This is a genomic window from Anaerocolumna cellulosilytica (genome assembly GCF_014218335.1).
Classification (GTDB): domain Bacteria; phylum Bacillota; class Clostridia; order Lachnospirales; family Lachnospiraceae; genus Anaerocolumna; species Anaerocolumna cellulosilytica.
On the sequence record NZ_AP023367.1, the window covers coordinates 392,575 to 409,565 of the forward strand.

Annotated in this window: 22 protein-coding genes; 18 read left to right on the forward strand and 4 right to left on the reverse strand. The window is 38.2% G+C overall.

Annotated features, from left to right (window positions below; translation table 11 throughout):
- Positions 1-76 precede the first annotated feature (76 nt).
- Positions 77-1,792 (forward strand): phospho-sugar mutase, encoded by a 1,716-nt coding sequence (locus acsn021_RS01710; RefSeq protein ID WP_184094530.1) that lies wholly within the window; start codon positions 77-79, stop codon positions 1,790-1,792.
- 72 nt (positions 1,793-1,864) lie between these two features.
- Positions 1,865-2,338 carry a putative periplasmic lipoprotein gene (locus acsn021_RS01715; RefSeq protein WP_184094532.1) on the forward strand — a complete coding sequence of 158 codons (474 nt, stop codon included), beginning with the start codon at positions 1,865-1,867 and terminating at the stop codon, positions 2,336-2,338.
- Positions 2,339-2,469: 131 nt separating this feature from the next.
- Here acsn021_RS01715 and acsn021_RS01720 read toward each other — a convergent pair whose 3' ends face one another.
- The 4 genes from acsn021_RS01720 to acsn021_RS01735 form a co-directional block, all read right to left on the reverse strand.
- Positions 2,470-3,453 (reverse strand): SPFH domain-containing protein, encoded by a 984-nt coding sequence (locus acsn021_RS01720; protein ID WP_184094534.1) that lies wholly within the window; start codon positions 3,451-3,453, stop codon positions 2,470-2,472.
- Between the two features lie 207 nt (positions 3,454-3,660).
- Positions 3,661-4,596 (reverse strand): TPM domain-containing protein, encoded by a 936-nt coding sequence (locus tag acsn021_RS01725; RefSeq protein ID WP_184094536.1) that lies wholly within the window; start codon positions 4,594-4,596, stop codon positions 3,661-3,663.
- On the reverse strand, positions 4,593-5,678 hold the full coding sequence (locus acsn021_RS01730) for a hypothetical protein (RefSeq protein WP_184094538.1): 1,086 nt from the start codon (positions 5,676-5,678) through the stop codon (positions 4,593-4,595). The genes acsn021_RS01725 and acsn021_RS01730 overlap by 4 nt, the downstream gene beginning before the upstream one ends.
- Positions 5,679-5,916: 238 nt before the next feature.
- Positions 5,917-6,594, reverse strand: coding sequence for a PspA/IM30 family protein (locus acsn021_RS01735; RefSeq protein WP_184094540.1), 678 nt, complete (start codon positions 6,592-6,594; stop codon positions 5,917-5,919).
- 429 nt (positions 6,595-7,023) lie between these two features.
- Here acsn021_RS01735 and acsn021_RS01740 point away from each other — a divergent pair, with 429 nt between their 5' ends.
- The 16 genes from acsn021_RS01740 to rplX all read left to right on the forward strand — a co-directional run bounded on the left by acsn021_RS01740 (position 7,024) and on the right by rplX (position 16,983).
- Positions 7,024-8,163: an SGNH/GDSL hydrolase family protein gene (locus tag acsn021_RS01740; protein ID WP_184094542.1), complete on the forward strand. Its 1,140-nt coding sequence runs from the start codon at positions 7,024-7,026 to the stop codon at positions 8,161-8,163.
- A gap of 194 nt (positions 8,164-8,357) precedes the next feature.
- Positions 8,358-9,395, forward strand: coding sequence for a LacI family DNA-binding transcriptional regulator (locus acsn021_RS01745; RefSeq protein ID WP_184094544.1), 1,038 nt, complete (start codon positions 8,358-8,360; stop codon positions 9,393-9,395).
- A gap of 186 nt (positions 9,396-9,581) precedes the next feature.
- Positions 9,582-10,460, forward strand: a complete 879-nt coding sequence (locus tag acsn021_RS01750) for a class I SAM-dependent methyltransferase (RefSeq protein WP_184094546.1) — start codon at positions 9,582-9,584, stop codon at positions 10,458-10,460.
- Positions 10,461-10,987: 527 nt separating this feature from the next.
- Positions 10,988-11,305 carry a 30S ribosomal protein S10 gene (gene rpsJ, locus acsn021_RS01755; RefSeq protein ID WP_091687924.1) on the forward strand — a complete coding sequence of 106 codons (318 nt, stop codon included), beginning with the start codon at positions 10,988-10,990 and terminating at the stop codon, positions 11,303-11,305.
- Between the two features lie 149 nt (positions 11,306-11,454).
- The gene (rplC, locus tag acsn021_RS01760; protein WP_184094548.1) at positions 11,455-12,087 is read left to right on the forward strand and encodes a 50S ribosomal protein L3; all 633 of its coding nucleotides are present in this window, start codon (positions 11,455-11,457) and stop codon (positions 12,085-12,087) included.
- Between the two features lie 27 nt (positions 12,088-12,114).
- Positions 12,115-12,735, forward strand: a complete 621-nt coding sequence (gene rplD / locus acsn021_RS01765) for a 50S ribosomal protein L4 (protein WP_184094550.1) — start codon at positions 12,115-12,117, stop codon at positions 12,733-12,735.
- Positions 12,735-13,034: a 50S ribosomal protein L23 gene (gene rplW / locus acsn021_RS01770; RefSeq protein WP_184094552.1), complete on the forward strand. Its 300-nt coding sequence runs from the start codon at positions 12,735-12,737 to the stop codon at positions 13,032-13,034. The genes rplD and rplW overlap by 1 nt, the downstream gene beginning before the upstream one ends.
- Before the next feature lie 79 nt (positions 13,035-13,113).
- Positions 13,114-13,956, forward strand: a complete 843-nt coding sequence (gene rplB, locus acsn021_RS01775; RefSeq protein ID WP_184094554.1) for a 50S ribosomal protein L2 — start codon at positions 13,114-13,116, stop codon at positions 13,954-13,956.
- Between the two features lie 14 nt (positions 13,957-13,970).
- Positions 13,971-14,249, forward strand: coding sequence for a 30S ribosomal protein S19 (gene rpsS, locus acsn021_RS01780; protein WP_184094556.1), 279 nt, complete (start codon positions 13,971-13,973; stop codon positions 14,247-14,249).
- 30 nt (positions 14,250-14,279) lie between these two features.
- Entirely contained in the window at positions 14,280-14,666 is a 387-nt protein-coding gene (rplV, locus tag acsn021_RS01785; RefSeq protein WP_184094558.1) for a 50S ribosomal protein L22, read from the forward strand.
- 11 nt (positions 14,667-14,677) lie between these two features.
- Entirely contained in the window at positions 14,678-15,334 is a 657-nt protein-coding gene (gene rpsC, locus acsn021_RS01790) for a 30S ribosomal protein S3 (RefSeq protein WP_184094560.1), read from the forward strand.
- Positions 15,334-15,771, forward strand: a complete 438-nt coding sequence (gene rplP, locus acsn021_RS01795) for a 50S ribosomal protein L16 (RefSeq protein ID WP_184094562.1) — start codon at positions 15,334-15,336, stop codon at positions 15,769-15,771. The genes rpsC and rplP overlap by 1 nt, the downstream gene beginning before the upstream one ends.
- On the forward strand, positions 15,761-15,970 hold the full coding sequence (gene rpmC / locus acsn021_RS01800) for a 50S ribosomal protein L29 (RefSeq protein ID WP_184094564.1): 210 nt from the start codon (positions 15,761-15,763) through the stop codon (positions 15,968-15,970). The genes rplP and rpmC overlap by 11 nt, the downstream gene beginning before the upstream one ends.
- 35 nt (positions 15,971-16,005) lie before the next feature.
- Positions 16,006-16,260 (forward strand): 30S ribosomal protein S17, encoded by a 255-nt coding sequence (rpsQ, locus tag acsn021_RS01805; protein WP_184094566.1) that lies wholly within the window; start codon positions 16,006-16,008, stop codon positions 16,258-16,260.
- 23 nt (positions 16,261-16,283) lie between these two features.
- Complete coding sequence (gene rplN, locus acsn021_RS01810) at positions 16,284-16,652, forward strand: 50S ribosomal protein L14 (protein ID WP_184094568.1); 369 nt, start codon at positions 16,284-16,286, stop codon at positions 16,650-16,652.
- 13 nt (positions 16,653-16,665) lie between these two features.
- Positions 16,666-16,983: a 50S ribosomal protein L24 gene (gene rplX, locus acsn021_RS01815; RefSeq protein ID WP_243182315.1), complete on the forward strand. Its 318-nt coding sequence runs from the start codon at positions 16,666-16,668 to the stop codon at positions 16,981-16,983.
- The last annotated feature ends 8 nt before the right edge of the window (positions 16,984-16,991 follow it).

A 16,991-nucleotide genomic window follows, 5' to 3' on the forward strand; every position in this document is an offset into this window, starting at 1 on the left:
AGAAATAAGGAAATTAAGTACAATAATGTAAAATAATAAGATGTGATACACCTGAAATTTGAAAGGAGACTTTAGTTTGGATTATTTAGAGAAATACAAGCAATGGACAACGGATGAATATTTTGATGAGGCAACCAGGAAAGAACTTCTGGACCTGTCGGGAAATGACGGTGAAATCAAAGACCGTTTTTATAAAGACTTAGAATTTGGTACAGGGGGACTTCGTGGTGTTTTAGGTGCCGGAAGTAACCGTATGAATCTATATACAGTAAGAAGAGCCACCCAGGGATTAGCTAACTATATTATAAAGCAAGATGGAGCTGATAAAGGTGTGGCAATTGCTTACGATTCTAGAAGAATGTCTCCGGAATTCGCAGATGAAGCCGCATTATGTCTGAATGCCAATGGAATTAAAGCGTATGTATTTGAATCCTTAAGGCCTACACCCGAATTATCGTTTGCTCTTAGGGAATTAGGTTGTATATCCGGTATTGTTATAACGGCCAGTCATAATCCTGCGGAATATAATGGTTATAAAGTATACTGGGATGACGGTGCCCAGATTACGGCTCCTAAGGATGTTGAGATTATAGGAGAAGTGAATGCTATAGCAGATTATGCAGCTGTAAAAACGATGGATAAAGAAGCAGCAAAGGCAAAAGGACTATATCATGTACTTGGTAAAGAAATGGATGATAGGTATGTAGCTGAACTTAGGAAGCTAGTGGTGAATCCTATTGCGGATTCCTGTAAGGATATGAAGATTGTTTATACACCATTAAATGGCACAGGTAATCTTCCGGTGAGAAGAATTCTTAAGGAGCTTGGATTTACCAATGTATATGTAGTACCGGAGCAGGAAATGCCGGATTCCAATTTTACAACAGTAGGTTATCCTAATCCTGAAGATCCTAAAGTATTTACTTTAGCAAGAAAACTTGCAGATGAAGTGGGTGCGGATTTAATTTTGGCTACCGATCCGGATGCGGATAGACTTGGCGTTCAGGTAAGAAATGAAAAAGGGGAATTTGTATTGTTAACCGGTAATATGTCCGGTTCTTTGATTGCGGAATATGTATTCTCTCAAAAAGCAGAACATAAGGTGCTGCCTGGGAATGCGGCTCTAGTTAAGACAATTGTAACCGGTAATATGGCTGACCAGATTGCCAAACATTATAATGCTAAACTTATTGAGGTATTGACAGGTTTTAAATATATTGGTGAACAAATTAAATTATTTGAAGAAACAGGCTGTAATGAGTATGTGTTTGGTTTTGAGGAAAGCTACGGCTGCCTTATCGGTACACATGCCAGAGATAAAGATGCAGTAGTTGCTGTTATGACTTTATGTGAGGCAGCGGCTTACTACAAAAACCAGGGAGTTACATTGTATGAACAAATGAACCGGTTGTTTGAAAAGTACGGTTATTTTAAAGAAGATTTGGTATCTGTTACCTTAAAAGGAATTGAAGGTATGGAAAAGATTAAGGAAATTATGGAAAGCTACCGACAGAATCCTCCTAAGGCTGCGGGAGGCTATCAGGTACTTAAGTTCAGGGATTACAAAAAGAATACGATGAAAGATTTTCAAACCAAAGAAGTAACTCCTACTGGATTGCCAACTTCCGATGTACTGTACTTTGAATTAGAAGAAGATGCCTGGTGTGCGGTTCGTCCTTCCGGAACGGAGCCTAAGATTAAGTTTTACTTTGGTGTAAAAGGCGAAGATTTAACAGATGCAGAAGAGAAGCTAAAGAAACTGGTAGAGGATTCTGTATTCCAGGTAAGTTGATTTAGATTCGTTCAGATACTTAATGTAAGAGTTTTAATTGACTGGGTGTTATAGAATTATAAGGAGGATTTGATGAAGAAAAAATTACTTTGTCTTGGTATTGCCTTTTTGTTAGTGGGTTGTTCTCGAAATTATATGAGTTCCCTATACAGCAACGATAAAGAGATTGTCAGTGAGAGTAACAGCTTTAGTGTTGATGAAGAAACACAAAATATTGAAGGTCAACAATATAGTGGAAGTCTTGTTTTAGAAGGTATGGATACCATATGGAAATACGATGCCAAAGAGGATATGAATATCGATATCTCATATGAATTATCTGTAAATAAAGGCAAAGCAAAACTGGTTTTGATTTCACCAGATGATGCTTGCGAAACCATAGTAGAAAATAATGAGAAAGCCGAACAAAAAGAGTTGGAGACAGTAACAGTGACCTTGAAAAAAGGTGAAAACCGAATAAAGTTAGTTGCTGCGGATAAAGCGCAAATTGACTTAGATCTTTCTGTAGATAAAGGGGAATTTAACAAGGTGGGGATTAACTGGTAGAACCATACCGGTTAAAGAATTGAAAAATAAAGATAGATAATCTAGAGCTTTATAAGGTTACTGCCGGTTCGGTATGTAGATACGGTACATTGTTTTGTACAAATATTGCATACTGAACCGGCAGCTTTCTTCTACACTAACTTCTGGCCGCAGTTGGTACAGAAGTTGCCCTCAGCAGCTTTCTGCCCGCAGTTAGGGCAAAAGTTGGGTTTTGCATTACTGCCGGATGTTTGGGATTGATTCTGGCCTTGATGTTGCTGTGGCTGAGAAGTGGTATTCATATTCTGCATCATCTGGTTTGCCATATTCATACCCATCATCATACCAGCCATATCAGAGGCTGTACTTCCGCCGCTATTTCTGCCAGAAGTCATGCTGTCTGTCATTACCACCTGCTGATAACGGTTCATATCCCCAATCATGCTGTGGGAGGCGGTCTTATTAATCATACCTTGAATTTCTTCCGGATAGGATATACTCATTATATTGAATCCGGTAACAGAAAGTCCGGAATCAAATAGCTGCATATCCAAATCAGTTTTAATACCGGAGCTTATGTCAAAGGAATTGGCTTGTAAGTTAAACATATCCTTGCCTTCTTTTACAATCCATTTCATAAGTAATTGGTCCAGCAAAGCAGATATACGGAGCTTAACATCATCTACCAGATAACTGTTTTGAATACCTGCAATCTTATCAATTAATTTAATATAATCTTTTACGCAGAACTGGAACGTACCATTTGCACGAATTGGTATTCCGCCGGGTAATTGATTAGAAGGTATGTTAATTGGGTTTTTTGTACCCCATTTCACAGTAAATTCCTTCGTGTTAATGAATAAAACCTCTGCCCGCATACCGCTGTTAAAGCCGAATTTAAACCCTTTTAAAGTAGATAAGAAGGGGATAATCTGGGATTCGATATCATAATCGCCCTCATCCTTAAAGATACCTTCTATTTTACCGTTGTACAAAAATACTGCATCCTGTCCCGGACGAATAATTAGTTTACTTCCTTTTTTAATTTCGGCGTTATTCCATTTCCAGAAAATCATGTCTTCTCTGAATTCCTGCCATTCAACAACGTTGGAAAATTGACCTGAAAAAAATCCCATACTTTCTTTCCTTTCTGTTTGTGTAGGTTCAATGCAAAACTCTCTATATGAAAACAGGAAGGTTTATTTGCCTAATTTAAGAGGGCTTACCACCTGATTGGAACTTATACGTTGTAATTCTGACTGATTCTTGTCACATCTAAGGTTGTTTCGCAATTACCTGCATATTTGTGTGCATTGCTAAGAAATATTTTAAATAGAAAATTGTTAAAAGCTGCGTCCGCCGCCGCTGTGGGAATGTCCGCCGGAGGAAACACCGCCTCCGCCGCTGCTGCGGGGACCACTATTGTTATTGTCGTTATTTTGCGGTTTTTTCACTCTGGTAGTGGTGGTTCGGATATAATCGTCTCTGCTTGCTACTACACTGGAGTTGCCTGCATCCAGATAAGTTCCGTTATTAACAGTGACACCGCCTCCTGAGCTAGCGGCCATAACACCTACGGTTACACCGCCGATTACCAGCGCGATTACCAACTGAGCCCAGGTATTATATAATATGTTTTCCTCTTTTTCGCCATAATAGTCGCTATCGCCATCATAGGATTCGTTGCCATAGTCACCGGAATCAGAAGAGCCGGAACCGGTATCTGTGGAAGAGGGAATCTTTATTCCTTTTTCCTCCTTCATATAATACGCAGCTTGTTTGGCGAATTCCTCCAGGGCATCATAATATTTCTGATTTTTTAATATATCGGACACGTCATCCAGAATATATTCGGTTCGGTCATTATTAATATAATACTGTGCCTGACCATAGCTTTGAATCTCAACCCACCGGTTGTCCTTTTCCAGATTTATTAATATCATGGAGGTATCACCGAATTCCTGGTCATAACCAAAGCCCATCTCATCATAAAAATCTTCCATATATTTTGTGGGAGTTTTCCCGTCTAAACCATCGGCAATTATCATGACAATATCTATTTTACCCTTTTCTCCATATTCAGCACAGATTTCTTCAAGACTTTTCATTTCTTCCTGGGTGAAATAGCCATAATAATCATATACCTTTTGGGTATCCGCAGCGGCAAGGGCTGTTGATGAAGTCAAAGGAGTCAGAAGACTTAGTATAGAGATAGCAATAAATAATATGAGTAACATAGGAGAGAAGCTTTTACTCTTTAGAACATAATTTTTATTCATAGTAAAGGACCTCCTGATAGCAGAGCGATTATTTTAAGTAGAAGAAAGGTGCCACCGCTTACGCCTGCAAACCAGGCAGCAACTTTACTCATGCTGATGGGAGGTTTGCCGACTATTTTTCCGGTTTGACCGTTCATCGCAAAGGTGTGCTCCGATTGCTTATAATCATAGCATACCATCCAAACGGGGAAAAGTACATAATCTGCTTTGCGCTGTTTTATATTTATATTTTCGTGATTATAAGTGGTTGTTGAATAACCGTTAATAGTTGAACGTATATAATTACTTACATAACCGGATACTCTGGATTTGATTCTCGGAAAGAGGTCTTTATCACTATAATTGTATTTTTCTGCAAGATAGCCTGCAAGATATGGCATTTGAAAATCCTTTAAGTCTTTATAATGATAAGGTTCTAATTTATCCATCATTCCATCGTTCATCTTTTCGGAAGCATCCACCGGTACCTTTATATAGTTTAAATCTACCTGTCGGTATACATGATAAAAACTGGTATCAGTATAAATATAGTCACCCCTCTCGTAGGTTTTGACTCTGGTACAGGTAGCATCTGCCTCACCACGGCCATTGACATCATAGAGCCAGAAGGGAACATATAAACCGGTAATACTTTTGATACGGTCGGCAGTCATAAAGCCCTTTGGAGTTAGTCTTCCTTTTTTACACCATTTGCGGAAGGCTTCCTGTGCCTGCGTTTTATTTATATTGAATGGGATTACTTTTGCAGGAGCAAGGCTGCCGGATAGTCGGTCTGATATAACGATTCCTGCACCACAGAAACTACAGGTAGTAGCGGTTGTATCCTTATCTGTCAATAAAACCGCGCCACAGTTATTGCAATGATATTCCTTGACCTCCTCCTCGTGGAAATGTTGGTGGGAGTGTTCAGAACCATAAGAAGCATTCTCTTGCGTGTTACTTCCGTATCCTTCTGACTTATTACGGCTTGACATGGATTCAATGGTCTCCTGCCTGCCGCAGCTATCACAGAGCAGCTTTCCTGAGACACTGTCATAAGCCATGTCAGCACCGCAAGTAGGGCATTTGTATTGTACTACCATATATTGCACCAATGCCACTAAAAGGGTTGAAAGAACTATTAAGTGGCATCCTTTCTTGAATTATTTTCTGTCAACCGATAAGATGAAAGTACATGTACTTGCCTAAATATTCATCTACTGTGTAATTCGGCTAAGTACCTTCGTGCAGCACAGGGTGACGTGAAAAACAGCGGCAGAATATGCCGCTATTTTTCAGCTATTAGAATGTGCATGACACGAATTAAAAGGTCATTGTACTCTATTCTTTGTTTAAACTTGCTTTTAATTTTGCTAATTCATCATCCACATCAGAGCCGGCAGCATATTTTTTAGTTAAATCATCAATAGAGTGAGAGGAACCGGAGCGGTTTAATTCGGCCATAGCATTTGCTTTATCCAGAGCCTTGTTGGCGATGTCTTCATATCTGCTAAAGCTTGCAATGGAATCATTTGCACTGGCTACAGAAGAGGTCATCTTGTTAATGCGCTCCTGCGTTTTTGCAACAGCCAGTTTCCCTTTAATCATTTCTTTTCTGGACTCCAGCTCATTGATGTCGCCTACTAATTTATCGTGCATTTCACGCATCTGATTCGCATTGGCATGCGCTAAATCATAAGCCTCTTTAAGACCTTCAACCTTGGAGGTTAATAAAGCTTTTTGCTCCAGGAACTTTCTGGCATCGGCTTCATTATTAGCTTCCAGAGCTTTGACAGCGTAAGTCTGCATTTTTTGAATTTCTTCGTTGCATTCATCCAGAACTCTTTTTGCGCGTTGTTCTTCTGCCATAATTGCTGCTGTTTCAGACTTTACTTTACCTAAATCACTGTTTAAATTTCTTAAGCATTGATCAATCATTTTTTCAGGATCTTCTGCCTTGTCAAGCAATGCATTAATGTTACTGGACATAATGTCTTTGAATCTAGTTAAAATACCCACTTGTAATCCCTCCGATTGTAGTTTTTATTTTCATTTCCATTAATTGTTTGCTCTTTCAGTTTATAGTTTTTTAGCCCTAACGTCAAGTTAAAAAACGGTTAAAATAATAATGAAAAGATTAAATCAAGGGGTTTTTAACGTTTCATGGTAAATTTGTTTAGAAAGCATATAAAATTGCAATTGACATACGTATATGGGTGAGGTAAATTAGTTGTGTAAGATATATGCTTGGATTTGTTTACAATGATGTGTAATTTATAGTGCAAATTTTAAAATACATAATAAATGAACCAGCTGCGCAAGTAAGAATGAAGTCAAATAAGTAAAATGGTTATATAAAAAGTGAAGTTACAAAGTTATAAATAAAAAAACTTTATTAGAATTGTGTTAAAATAACGAAATAAGAATGGGGAACTATTGGAGGTTGTTATGGAGTGGAAGCAGATGAAGGAGAGAGGGATTGTAAGTTGTGGCAATTTGTACCGTATATCCAAGGCGATGAAAAAAGCATTGGAAGGTAAACCGGTTACCGTAGGAATGATCGGTGGTTCCATAACCCAGGGTTCATTGTCAAGTAAGCCAAACAGCTGTTATTCTTATCTGGTGTATGAGTGGTGGGCAGAAAAATTTAAAGATAGTAGAATTACGTATATTAACGGAGGAATCGGAGGAACAACCTCACAGTTTGGTTTGGCACGAGTGGAGAGCGACTTGCTTATATATAATCCGGATTTTATAATTACCGAATTTAGTGTGAACGATAAAGCAACGGAATTATTTAAAGAGACCTATGAAGGGCTTATTCGTAAAATACTTCTTCATCCATCAGAGCCAGCGGTAATGATTATGAATAGTGTACAGTATGATAATGGTGTGAACGCACAAGATATACACAATGAGATTGGTACACACTATGAACTTCCTATCGTTAGTTTGAAGAACAGTCTTTACTCTGAAGTGGAAGAAGGAAGAATTCTAATAAGAGAGATTACTCCTGATAATTTACATCCTAATGACAGAGGACACCGTCTGGTGGCAGATATAGTGATTCACATGCTGGAAAAAATCTATGAAGCGGTTACTGCAGGAGATGTGCCTGGAGATTACAATGTGCCGGAGATGCTAATAACTAAGAACCGATACTTTGATTCGGTTCGTTATAATAATAAAAATTGTCAGCCGGAACGTTCTGGTTTTTTGACGGATACTGTTTTGCAAGACGGTATTACGGATGTGTTTAAAAACGGGTGGCGGGCAAGAAAACTGGGAGATACCATACATTTTGAAGTTTCCGGAGGAATGATTTCCGTTCAGTATTGTAAAACCACCCAGAGAACAGCGCCCGTAGCAAAGGCAGTGATAGATGGTCTTGAAGAACAGGCAATCCTTTTAGATGCCAATTTTGAAGAAACCTGGGGAGACTGCTTGTATATGGAAGATATCTTAGTTGGAGGAGTCAGTGGAGTTCATACCCTGGATATCACTATTGTAAAAGCAGACAACGCCAGTGATTTGGATTTTTATTTAGTTTCCGTTATTGCTGCGAATCAAAATGGCAGTAATTATTAGAGGCTTTGAAGAAAGGGTATGAAAGCGTTCGGTCTAAAGGTTAAAAGAATTGGGCATAGAATGTCAAAAGACTTTTAACTGCTATACAAGGATATAAGGGTTGAATAAAAGAAATTCAACCCCTTGATTTGTACGTGTGCAAGCGCAGTTAGAGCTAGTGCAAGAAACACTGAGCACACAGATGGGAGTTTGGAATGAAAAAAATTACGATACAAGATGTGGCAAAAGAATTGAATTTATCCAGAAATACAGTAGCGAAAGCTTTAAATAACAGTGATACAGTTGCTTATGAAACCAGATACGTGGTAATTAAGAAGGCCTATGAAATGGGTTATTCAAAATTATCACCCATTGTTTTAAATGAATATAAAATTAAGGATCGTTTGGAAAAGACAAAAACAGTAGTGGTGTTCGTAAGGAGAGAATTATCTACCTTTTGGAACCGTATTATTATGGGAATATCGGATGAATTGAATAAGAATAACTGTCGTTTACAGTTAAATTTTATTAGTGAAGAGGATGAAATAAATCATATCCCGCCGTTAGATATCCAGTCGGAAATGAGTGGAATAATTATTCTAAATGTCTTTAACAAGTCCTTTCTGGAGTTAATTATAAGAAAAGATGTTCCGGTTGTTTTTTTAGATGGACCGAGCAATGTTCACGAGATATCCGCCTTGGGAGATGTAGTTATATTCGAAGGTTTTAATAGTACAAGAATGATTACAGAGCACCTTATAGAGCAAGGTAATCAAAAAATTGGTTTTATTGGTGATATCAGTTGTTGCAGGACAATTCGTGATCGTTATGATGGGTATATGGCGGCCTTAGCAAGTCATGGAATAGAGCCGGAGGAAAGATTCGTTATTACCAATCATGTGGAATATAGATATTATAAGCAAGAAGAGATTATAAGGGAACTGGAGAAATTAGATGAAATGCCAGATGCCTTTGTGTGCTCTAGTGATGATATTGCAAAAGATGTTATGCTATGGTTGAAACGAAGAGGAATTAAAGTGCCCCAGGAAGTGGCTGTTACCGGATTTGATGACAAAGAAGAAGTGGAATTGTTATCTCCGCCCCTGACTACAGTTCATATAGGTAATCAGCGTATGGGAAGGAGAATGGTACAGCAATTGATGTGGCGTTTGGAAAATATGGACTTGCCAAAAGAGACTATAACTATCAATACAGAAATTGTAATCCGGGAATCCTCCATCAAGAAAGAATAGTTAAATAAAGGTTGATTTTACACTCTTATTATGAATGGTGCCGAATATGTAAGTAAACGCATAAGTACCTATAACTGTGAGAGGATTAATAAAGTATACTTTTACTTGTACTACTTGATAAAATGGTGAAATTGTAGTATGTTTGTAATAAATTTTGTTTCAAGACATTAGAAAGTGAGAAAATATATGTGGCTAGCAGATGGTTGGAAAGACTATGAAGTAATAGATACCTCTAGTGGAGAAAAGTTAGAACGCTGGGGGGAATATATTCTAGTTCGCCCAGATCCTCAGGTACTTTGGGATACAAAGAGACAGGACACTCGATGGAAGAAAAAAAATGCTCATTATCACAGAAGTAACAAAGGGGGAGGGGAATGGGAATTCTTTGATCTGCCCAAACAATGGAAGATTCAGTATAAAGATTTAGTATTTAACTTACAGCCCTTTAGTTTTAAACATACAGGATTGTTCCCGGAACAAGCCGCTAACTGGGAATGGTTTGGAGACTTAATCCGGACTCAAAAATCCCAACATCCGGAACGTGAAATTAAAGTATTAAATTTATTTGCATATACAGGCGGAGCAACGATTGCAGCTGCAAAGGCAGGTGCAAGTGTTACTCATGTAGATGCCTCCAAGGGAATGGTTACTTGGGCAAAAGAAAATGCCGCACTGTCTGGTCTTGAGGAAGCACCTATCCGCTATATTGTTGATGACTGTGTGAAATTTGTAGAACGTGAAATCCGTAGAGGAAATTTTTACGATGCAGTTATTATGGATCCGCCCTCTTATGGCAGAGGGCCAAAAGGTGAAATCTGGAAGATAGAAGAAAGCATTCATCCGTTTGTTAAGCTCTGTTCAGGAATATTAAATGATAATCCTTTGTTCTTCCTTATTAATTCCTATACAACGGGATTACAGCCGGCAGTACTGGCGTATCTGTTGGGAGTTGAGATTAAATCAAAATACAATGGAAATGTACAGGCAGACGAGATTGGGTTGCCTGTATCATCTAATTCCCTCATATTGCCCTGTGGTGCATCTGGTAGGTGGAGCTGCAGATAAATACTATTTTATTTTGCTTAACGCTGTACTGCTGTAGAATATAAATTCTAGACAAGTACAGCGTTTTGGCTATTTGTATGCAGTATCTAAGAGAGGCTATATACTTTTTTTGAGATTTAGTTCAAATTAAATTTTTACCTGCCGTTTAATAGCATCATATATAAATAAGAAGAAACATATATAAAATAAATAAAAAATATTAAAAAAAATGTAAAAAAACTACTTGCATTATTTTTTTCTGTGTAGTATACTAATAAAGCTGTGACATTGATAGCGTGGAAGCGAGAGGTTGCTACATATATGTAGGTTTTCCGTGGAGCGAATGTCAAGTTATGAAACTGGCGACAAGTCACTGTACAAGACAAAAAATTCTGCTATAGGCAGATAAACGTGGGTAAGTCTCGTTAACTACGTACGTCATTAAGCATGGCGTTTTGCGGAAGTTTAATGCAATGACACACACGGTTGAGTGTACAGTCACCGCTTGTCGTACTGCTATTAAGTGCGAAAAGGAGGCGACTTTTTTTATGGCAAGTCAAGTAATGAGAATTACATTGAAAGCGTATGATCATCAATTAATCGATCAATCAGCTGCAAAAATCATCGAGACTGTAAAAAAGACAGGATCAAAGGTGAGTGGACCGGTACCCCTACCTACTAAGAAGGAAGTAATCACAATCTTAAGGGCGGTGCACAAATATAAGGACTCCAGAGAGCAGTTCGAACAGAGAACTCATAAGAGATTAATCGATATCATCACACCTACACAGAAAACAGTAGATGCATTATCAAGATTAGAAATGCCAGCTGGTGTGTACATCGACATCAAGATGAAAGCAAAATAATCATCTTAAGTCAAATTATTTAACAAGAAATCCTTTAGGGTTTATATACAGGGAAAGGTTCTGCGGGAACCTGCACCATGGTAGACCATCTAGGATGATTACGCTAAAAAGTGTAATCCGCTGTAGATTAACAGGAGGTGCAAGAAGCAATGAAAAAAGCGATTTTAGCTACAAAAGTCGGAATGACTCAGATCTTCAACGAAAACGGAAGTTTGATTCCAGTAACCGTATTACAGGCAGGACCTTGTGCTGTAACACAGGTTAAAACAGTTGAAAATGACGGATACAGTGCAATTCAGGTTGGATTTGGCGATATCCGCGAAGTTTTGGTTAATAAACCAAGAAAAGGACACTTTGCAAAAGCAGGTGTTGCAAACAAAAAGTATCTTAAAGAGTTCAGGTTTGAAAATGCCGCTGATTACACAGTGGGACAAGAAATCAAAGTTGACATCTTCGCAGAAGGTGACAGAATTGATGCTACTGCTAAATCAAAAGGTAAGGGATTCCAAGGTGCAATTAAGAGACACAACCAGTCCAGAGGACCTATGGCGCATGGTTCCAAGTTCCATAGACATGCAGGTTCTAATGGTGCAGCAACAAGCCCGGGTAGAGTATTTAAGGGTAAACACATGCCAGGTCACATGGGACATGTAAAAGTTACTGTTCAGAATCTTGAAGTTGTTAAAATTGACACCGAAAATAACATTATCTTAGTTAAAGGTGCTGTTCCAGGACCTAAGAAATCTATGGTTATGTTAAAGAATACCGTAAAGGCAAACTAGAAGCTTTGAGAAAGGAGGAACACACAGATGGCAAACGTATCTGTTTATAATATGGAAGGCAAAGCCGTTGGTTCTATTGAATTAAACGATGCTATCTTCGGAGTAGAAGTAAATGAACATTTAGTTCATATGGCAGTTGTTCAACAACTTGCTAATAAACGCCAGGGAACACAGAGTGCAAAAACTCGTGCTGAAGTAAGCGGTGGCGGTAGAAAACCTTGGAGACAAAAGGGAACCGGTCATGCAAGACAGGGTTCAACCAGATCCCCTCAATGGAAGGGCGGCGGTGTTGTATTTGCTCCCAAGCCAAGAGATTATTCCTTTAAATTAAATAGGAAAGAAAAGAAGCTTGCATTAAAGTCAGCTTTAACTTCAAGAGTTGCTGCTGAAAAAATTTATGTACTGGATGAACTTAAGTTTGACGAAATCAAAACTAAGAAAATGACTGCAGTACTTGAAAGCTTAAAAATAAACAAGGCATTAGTGGTTCTTGGAGATAAGGACGATAACGTAATTCTTTCTACAAGAAACATTCCTTCTGTAGTAACTGCACTACCTAACACTATCAATGTATACGATATCTTAAAATATGATACTTTGGTATTGACTAAGGATGCAGTGGCAAAAATTGAGGAGGTGTACGCATAATGGCAGATTTAAAATATTATGATGTTATACTCAAACCCATTGTAACTGAAAAGAGCATGAATGCTATGAGTGAAAAGAAATATACATTTTCAGTTCATCCAAACGCTACCAAGAATCAGATCAAGGAAGCTGTTGAAAAAATGTTCACAGGAACTAAGGTTGTAAGTGTTAACACAATGAATTTAGAAGGTAAAACCAAAAGACGTGGAAACACTTCCGGAAAGACCTCCAAACAGAAGAAAGCAATTGTTCAATTAACACAAGATAGTGCGGAAATCGAAATTTTTGCAGGTCTGTAATAATTGAGAAACAAATATTATGGTGTTTATTCGCCGATAACAGAATAAGTAAGAGTATTGCTCGAAAGGAGTGCAAATAATGGGAATCAAAAAGTTTAACCCATATACACCTTCCAGAAGACATATGACCGGTTCTGATTTTTCAGAAATCACAACATCAACTCCTGAAAAATCCCTTCTTGTTTCTTTAAACAAAAACGCTGGTCGTAATAATCAAGGAAAAATAACTGTAAGACATCAGGGCGGCGGCTCTAGAAGAAAATATAGAATCATAGATTTTAAGAGAAAGAAAGATGGTATTCCAGCTGTTGTTAAAACAATTGAATACGATCCTAACAGAACTGCAAACATCGCTTTGATCTGCTATGCAGACGGTGAAAAAGCCTATATTCTTGCTCCTAACGGATTAACTGTTGGAACAACAATAATGAATGGTGAAACTGCAGAAATTAAAGTGGGTAACTGCTTACCTTTACAAAACATCCCTGTTGGTACTCAGGTACACAACATTGAATTATATCCTGGCAAGGGAGGACAGTTAGTTCGTTCCGCAGGAAATGCAGCACAGTTAATGGCAAAAGAAGGAAAGTATGCTACACTTCGTCTTCCTTCAGGCGAAATGAGATTAGTTCCTATCATTGCTCGTGCAACAATCGGTCAGGTTGGAAATATTGATCATGAATTAATTAACATCGGTAAAGCTGGTCGTAAACGCCATATGGGTATCAGACCTACTGTCCGCGGTTCTGTAATGAACCCTAATGACCATCCTCACGGTGGTGGTGAAGGTAGAACTGGTATTGGTCGTCCAGGCCCTGTAACACCTTGGGGTAAACCTGCTCTTGGCCTAAAGACTAGAAAGACCAACAAAAAGTCTAACAAGATGATTGTAAGAAGAAGAGACGGTAAAGCTGTTAAATAAAGGAGGTTAAACCTATGGCTCGTTCATTAAAAAAAGGACCATTTGCTGACGGACATTTATTGAAAAAAATAGATGCTATGAATAAAGCAGGCGATAAATCAGTTATTAAGACTTGGTCACGTCGTTCTACTATTTTCCCTCAAATGGTTGGACATACGATTGCAGTACATGACGGAAGAAGACATGTGCCTGTGTATGTGACTGAGGATATGGTTGGACACAAACTTGGAGAGTTTGTAGCTACCAGAACTTACAGAGGACATGGAAAAGACGAAAAGAAGACTAGGAGATAGTTATAACGGAATTGAAAGGAGGTTTCATCCATGGCGAAAGGACATAGATCCCAGATAAAAAGAGAAAGAAATGAGAAGAAAGATACCAGACCGAGAGCGAAAGTTTCTTATGCTAGAGTATCTGTTCAGAAAGCTTGTTTCGTTTTAGACGCCATTCGAGGTAAAGATGTTGAATCAGCACTTGGTATTTTAGCTTATAACCCAAGATATGCTTCAACTGTTATAGAGAAAGTATTAAAATCTGCTATTGCGAATGCTGAGAATAACAACGGTATGGACGTAAGTAAACTATATATTCAGGAGTGCTACGCAGGCCAGGCTCCTACAATGAAAAGAATCAGACCTAGGGCACAGGGAAGGGCATACAGAATCTTAAAGAGACTGAGTCATATCACTGTTGTACTAAATGAAAGATAAGGAGGCAGGTAATGGGACAGAAAGTTAATCCTCATGGTTTAAGAGTCGGAGTTATTAATGACTGGGACTCAAGATGGTATGCGGAAGCTGATTTTGCAGATAACTTAGTTGAAGACTACAATATCAGAACATATCTGAAAAAGAAATTATACAGTGCAGGTGTTGCTAAGATCGAAATCGAACGTGCATCTGACCGTTTAAAAGTTATTATTTTCACCGCGAAACCAGGTGTGGTAATTGGTAAAGGCGGCGCTGAAATAGAAAAATTAAAAACTGAAATTCAAAGATTTACTACTAAGAAATTAATGGTAGATATTAAAGAAATTAAAAAGCCCGATTTAAATGCTCAGTTAGTAGCAGAAAATATCGCAGCTCAGCTTGAGAATCGTATCTCTTTCAGAAGAGCAATGAAATCTACAATGCAAAGAACTATGAGAGCAGGAGCAAAAGGTATTAAAGCTGCTGTTGCAGGTCGTCTTGGCGGTGCTGATATGGCTCGTACTGAATTTTACAGTGAAGGAACAATTCCTCTGCAAACCTTACGTGCGGACATAGATTATGGTTTTGCAGAAGCAGACACCACTTTCGGTAAATTAGGTGTTAAAGTATGGATTTACCAAGGTGAAGTACTTCCAACAAAGGCAAAAAAGGAAGGGAGCGATAAATAATGTTAATGCCAAAAAGAGTAAAACGCCGTAAACAATTCCGTGGCTCCATGGCAGGAAAAGCAATGAGAGGCAATACAATCTCTAACGGCGAATTTGGTCTGGTATCTTTAGAACCAGCTTGGATTAAATCAAACCAAATCGAAGCTGCCCGTATCGCTATGACTCGTTATATCAAACGTGGTGGTAAAGTTTGGATTAAAATATTCCCAGATAAACCTGTAACTACGAAACCAGCTGAAACTCGTATGGGTTCCGGTAAGGGCTCATTAGAATACTGGGTAGCTGTTGTTAAGCCTGGCCGTGTAATGTTCGAAATTGCTGGTGTTCCTGAAGAAACAGCAAGAGAAGCATTACGTCTTGCTATGCACAAGCTGCCAGTAAGGTGTAAGATAGTTTCTCGCGCAGACTTAGAAGGAGGTGCGGGCAGTGAAGACTAATAAATACGTAGAAGATCTAAAAAGCAAATCAACAGCAGAATTAAACGAAGAATTAGTAGCTGCTAAAAAGGAACTTTTCAATTTAAGGTTCCAGAACGCAACAAATCAGTTAGATAATACTAGCAGAATTAAAGACGTTAGAAAGAATATTGCAAGAATACAAACAGTGATTTCTGAAAAAGCTAAGGCTTCTAACTAATCATTGGTAATTGATCTAGGAAAGGAGAAATTGTTGTGGAAAGAAATCTTAGAAAAGTTCGTACCGGTAAAGTAGTAAGTGATAAGATGGATAAGACTATTAGCGTAGCTGTTATTGATCATGTAAAGCATCCTTTATACAATAAAATCGTTAAGAGAACTTACAAGTTAAAAGCTCATGATGAAAACAATGAATGCAATATTGGTGATAGAGTAAAAGTTATGGAAACAAGACCTTTATCAAAGGATAAAAGATGGAGACTTGTTGAGATTATTGAAAGAGCAAAATAGGAACAGCTGAAAGGAGTAAGGTCATGATACAACAAGAATCAAGACTTAGAGTTGCTGATAATACCGGTGCAAAAGAATTACTCTGCATCAGGGTACTTGGCGGATCTACCAGAAGATACGCTAACATCGGCGATGTTATTGTTGCCAGCGTTAAAGATGCAACACCAGGCGGTGTTGTTAAAAAAGGTGACGTTGTAAAAGCTGTTGTTGTTCGTACTGTAAAAGGAGCACGTCGTAAGGACGGTTCTTATATCAGATTCGATGAAAACGCAGCTGTTATTATAAAAGAAGATAAGAATCCAAAAGGAACACGTATCTTTGGACCAGTAGCAAGAGAATTAAGAGAAAAACAATTCATGAAAATCGTTTCATTAGCACCAGAAGTATTATAAGGAGGTGTCGACTGTGTCTACTATTAAAATTAAAAAAGGTGACAACATTAAGGTTATTACCGGTAAAGATAAAGGCAAAGAAGGCAAAGTAATTGCTGTTATGGATAGCAAGGTATTAGTAGAAGGCGTGAATATGATTACAAAGCATAGCAAAGCAAGCCAGACTAATCCAAAGGGTGGAATTATCCACCAAGAAGCACCGATTGATATTTCAAACGTTATGTATGTGCACAAGGGTAAAGTTACCAGAATCGGTTTTACTACCGTAGAAGGTAAAAAAGGACCTAAAAAAGCACGTATTGCGAAATCAACCGGCGAAGTTATCGACTAATTCTAAGA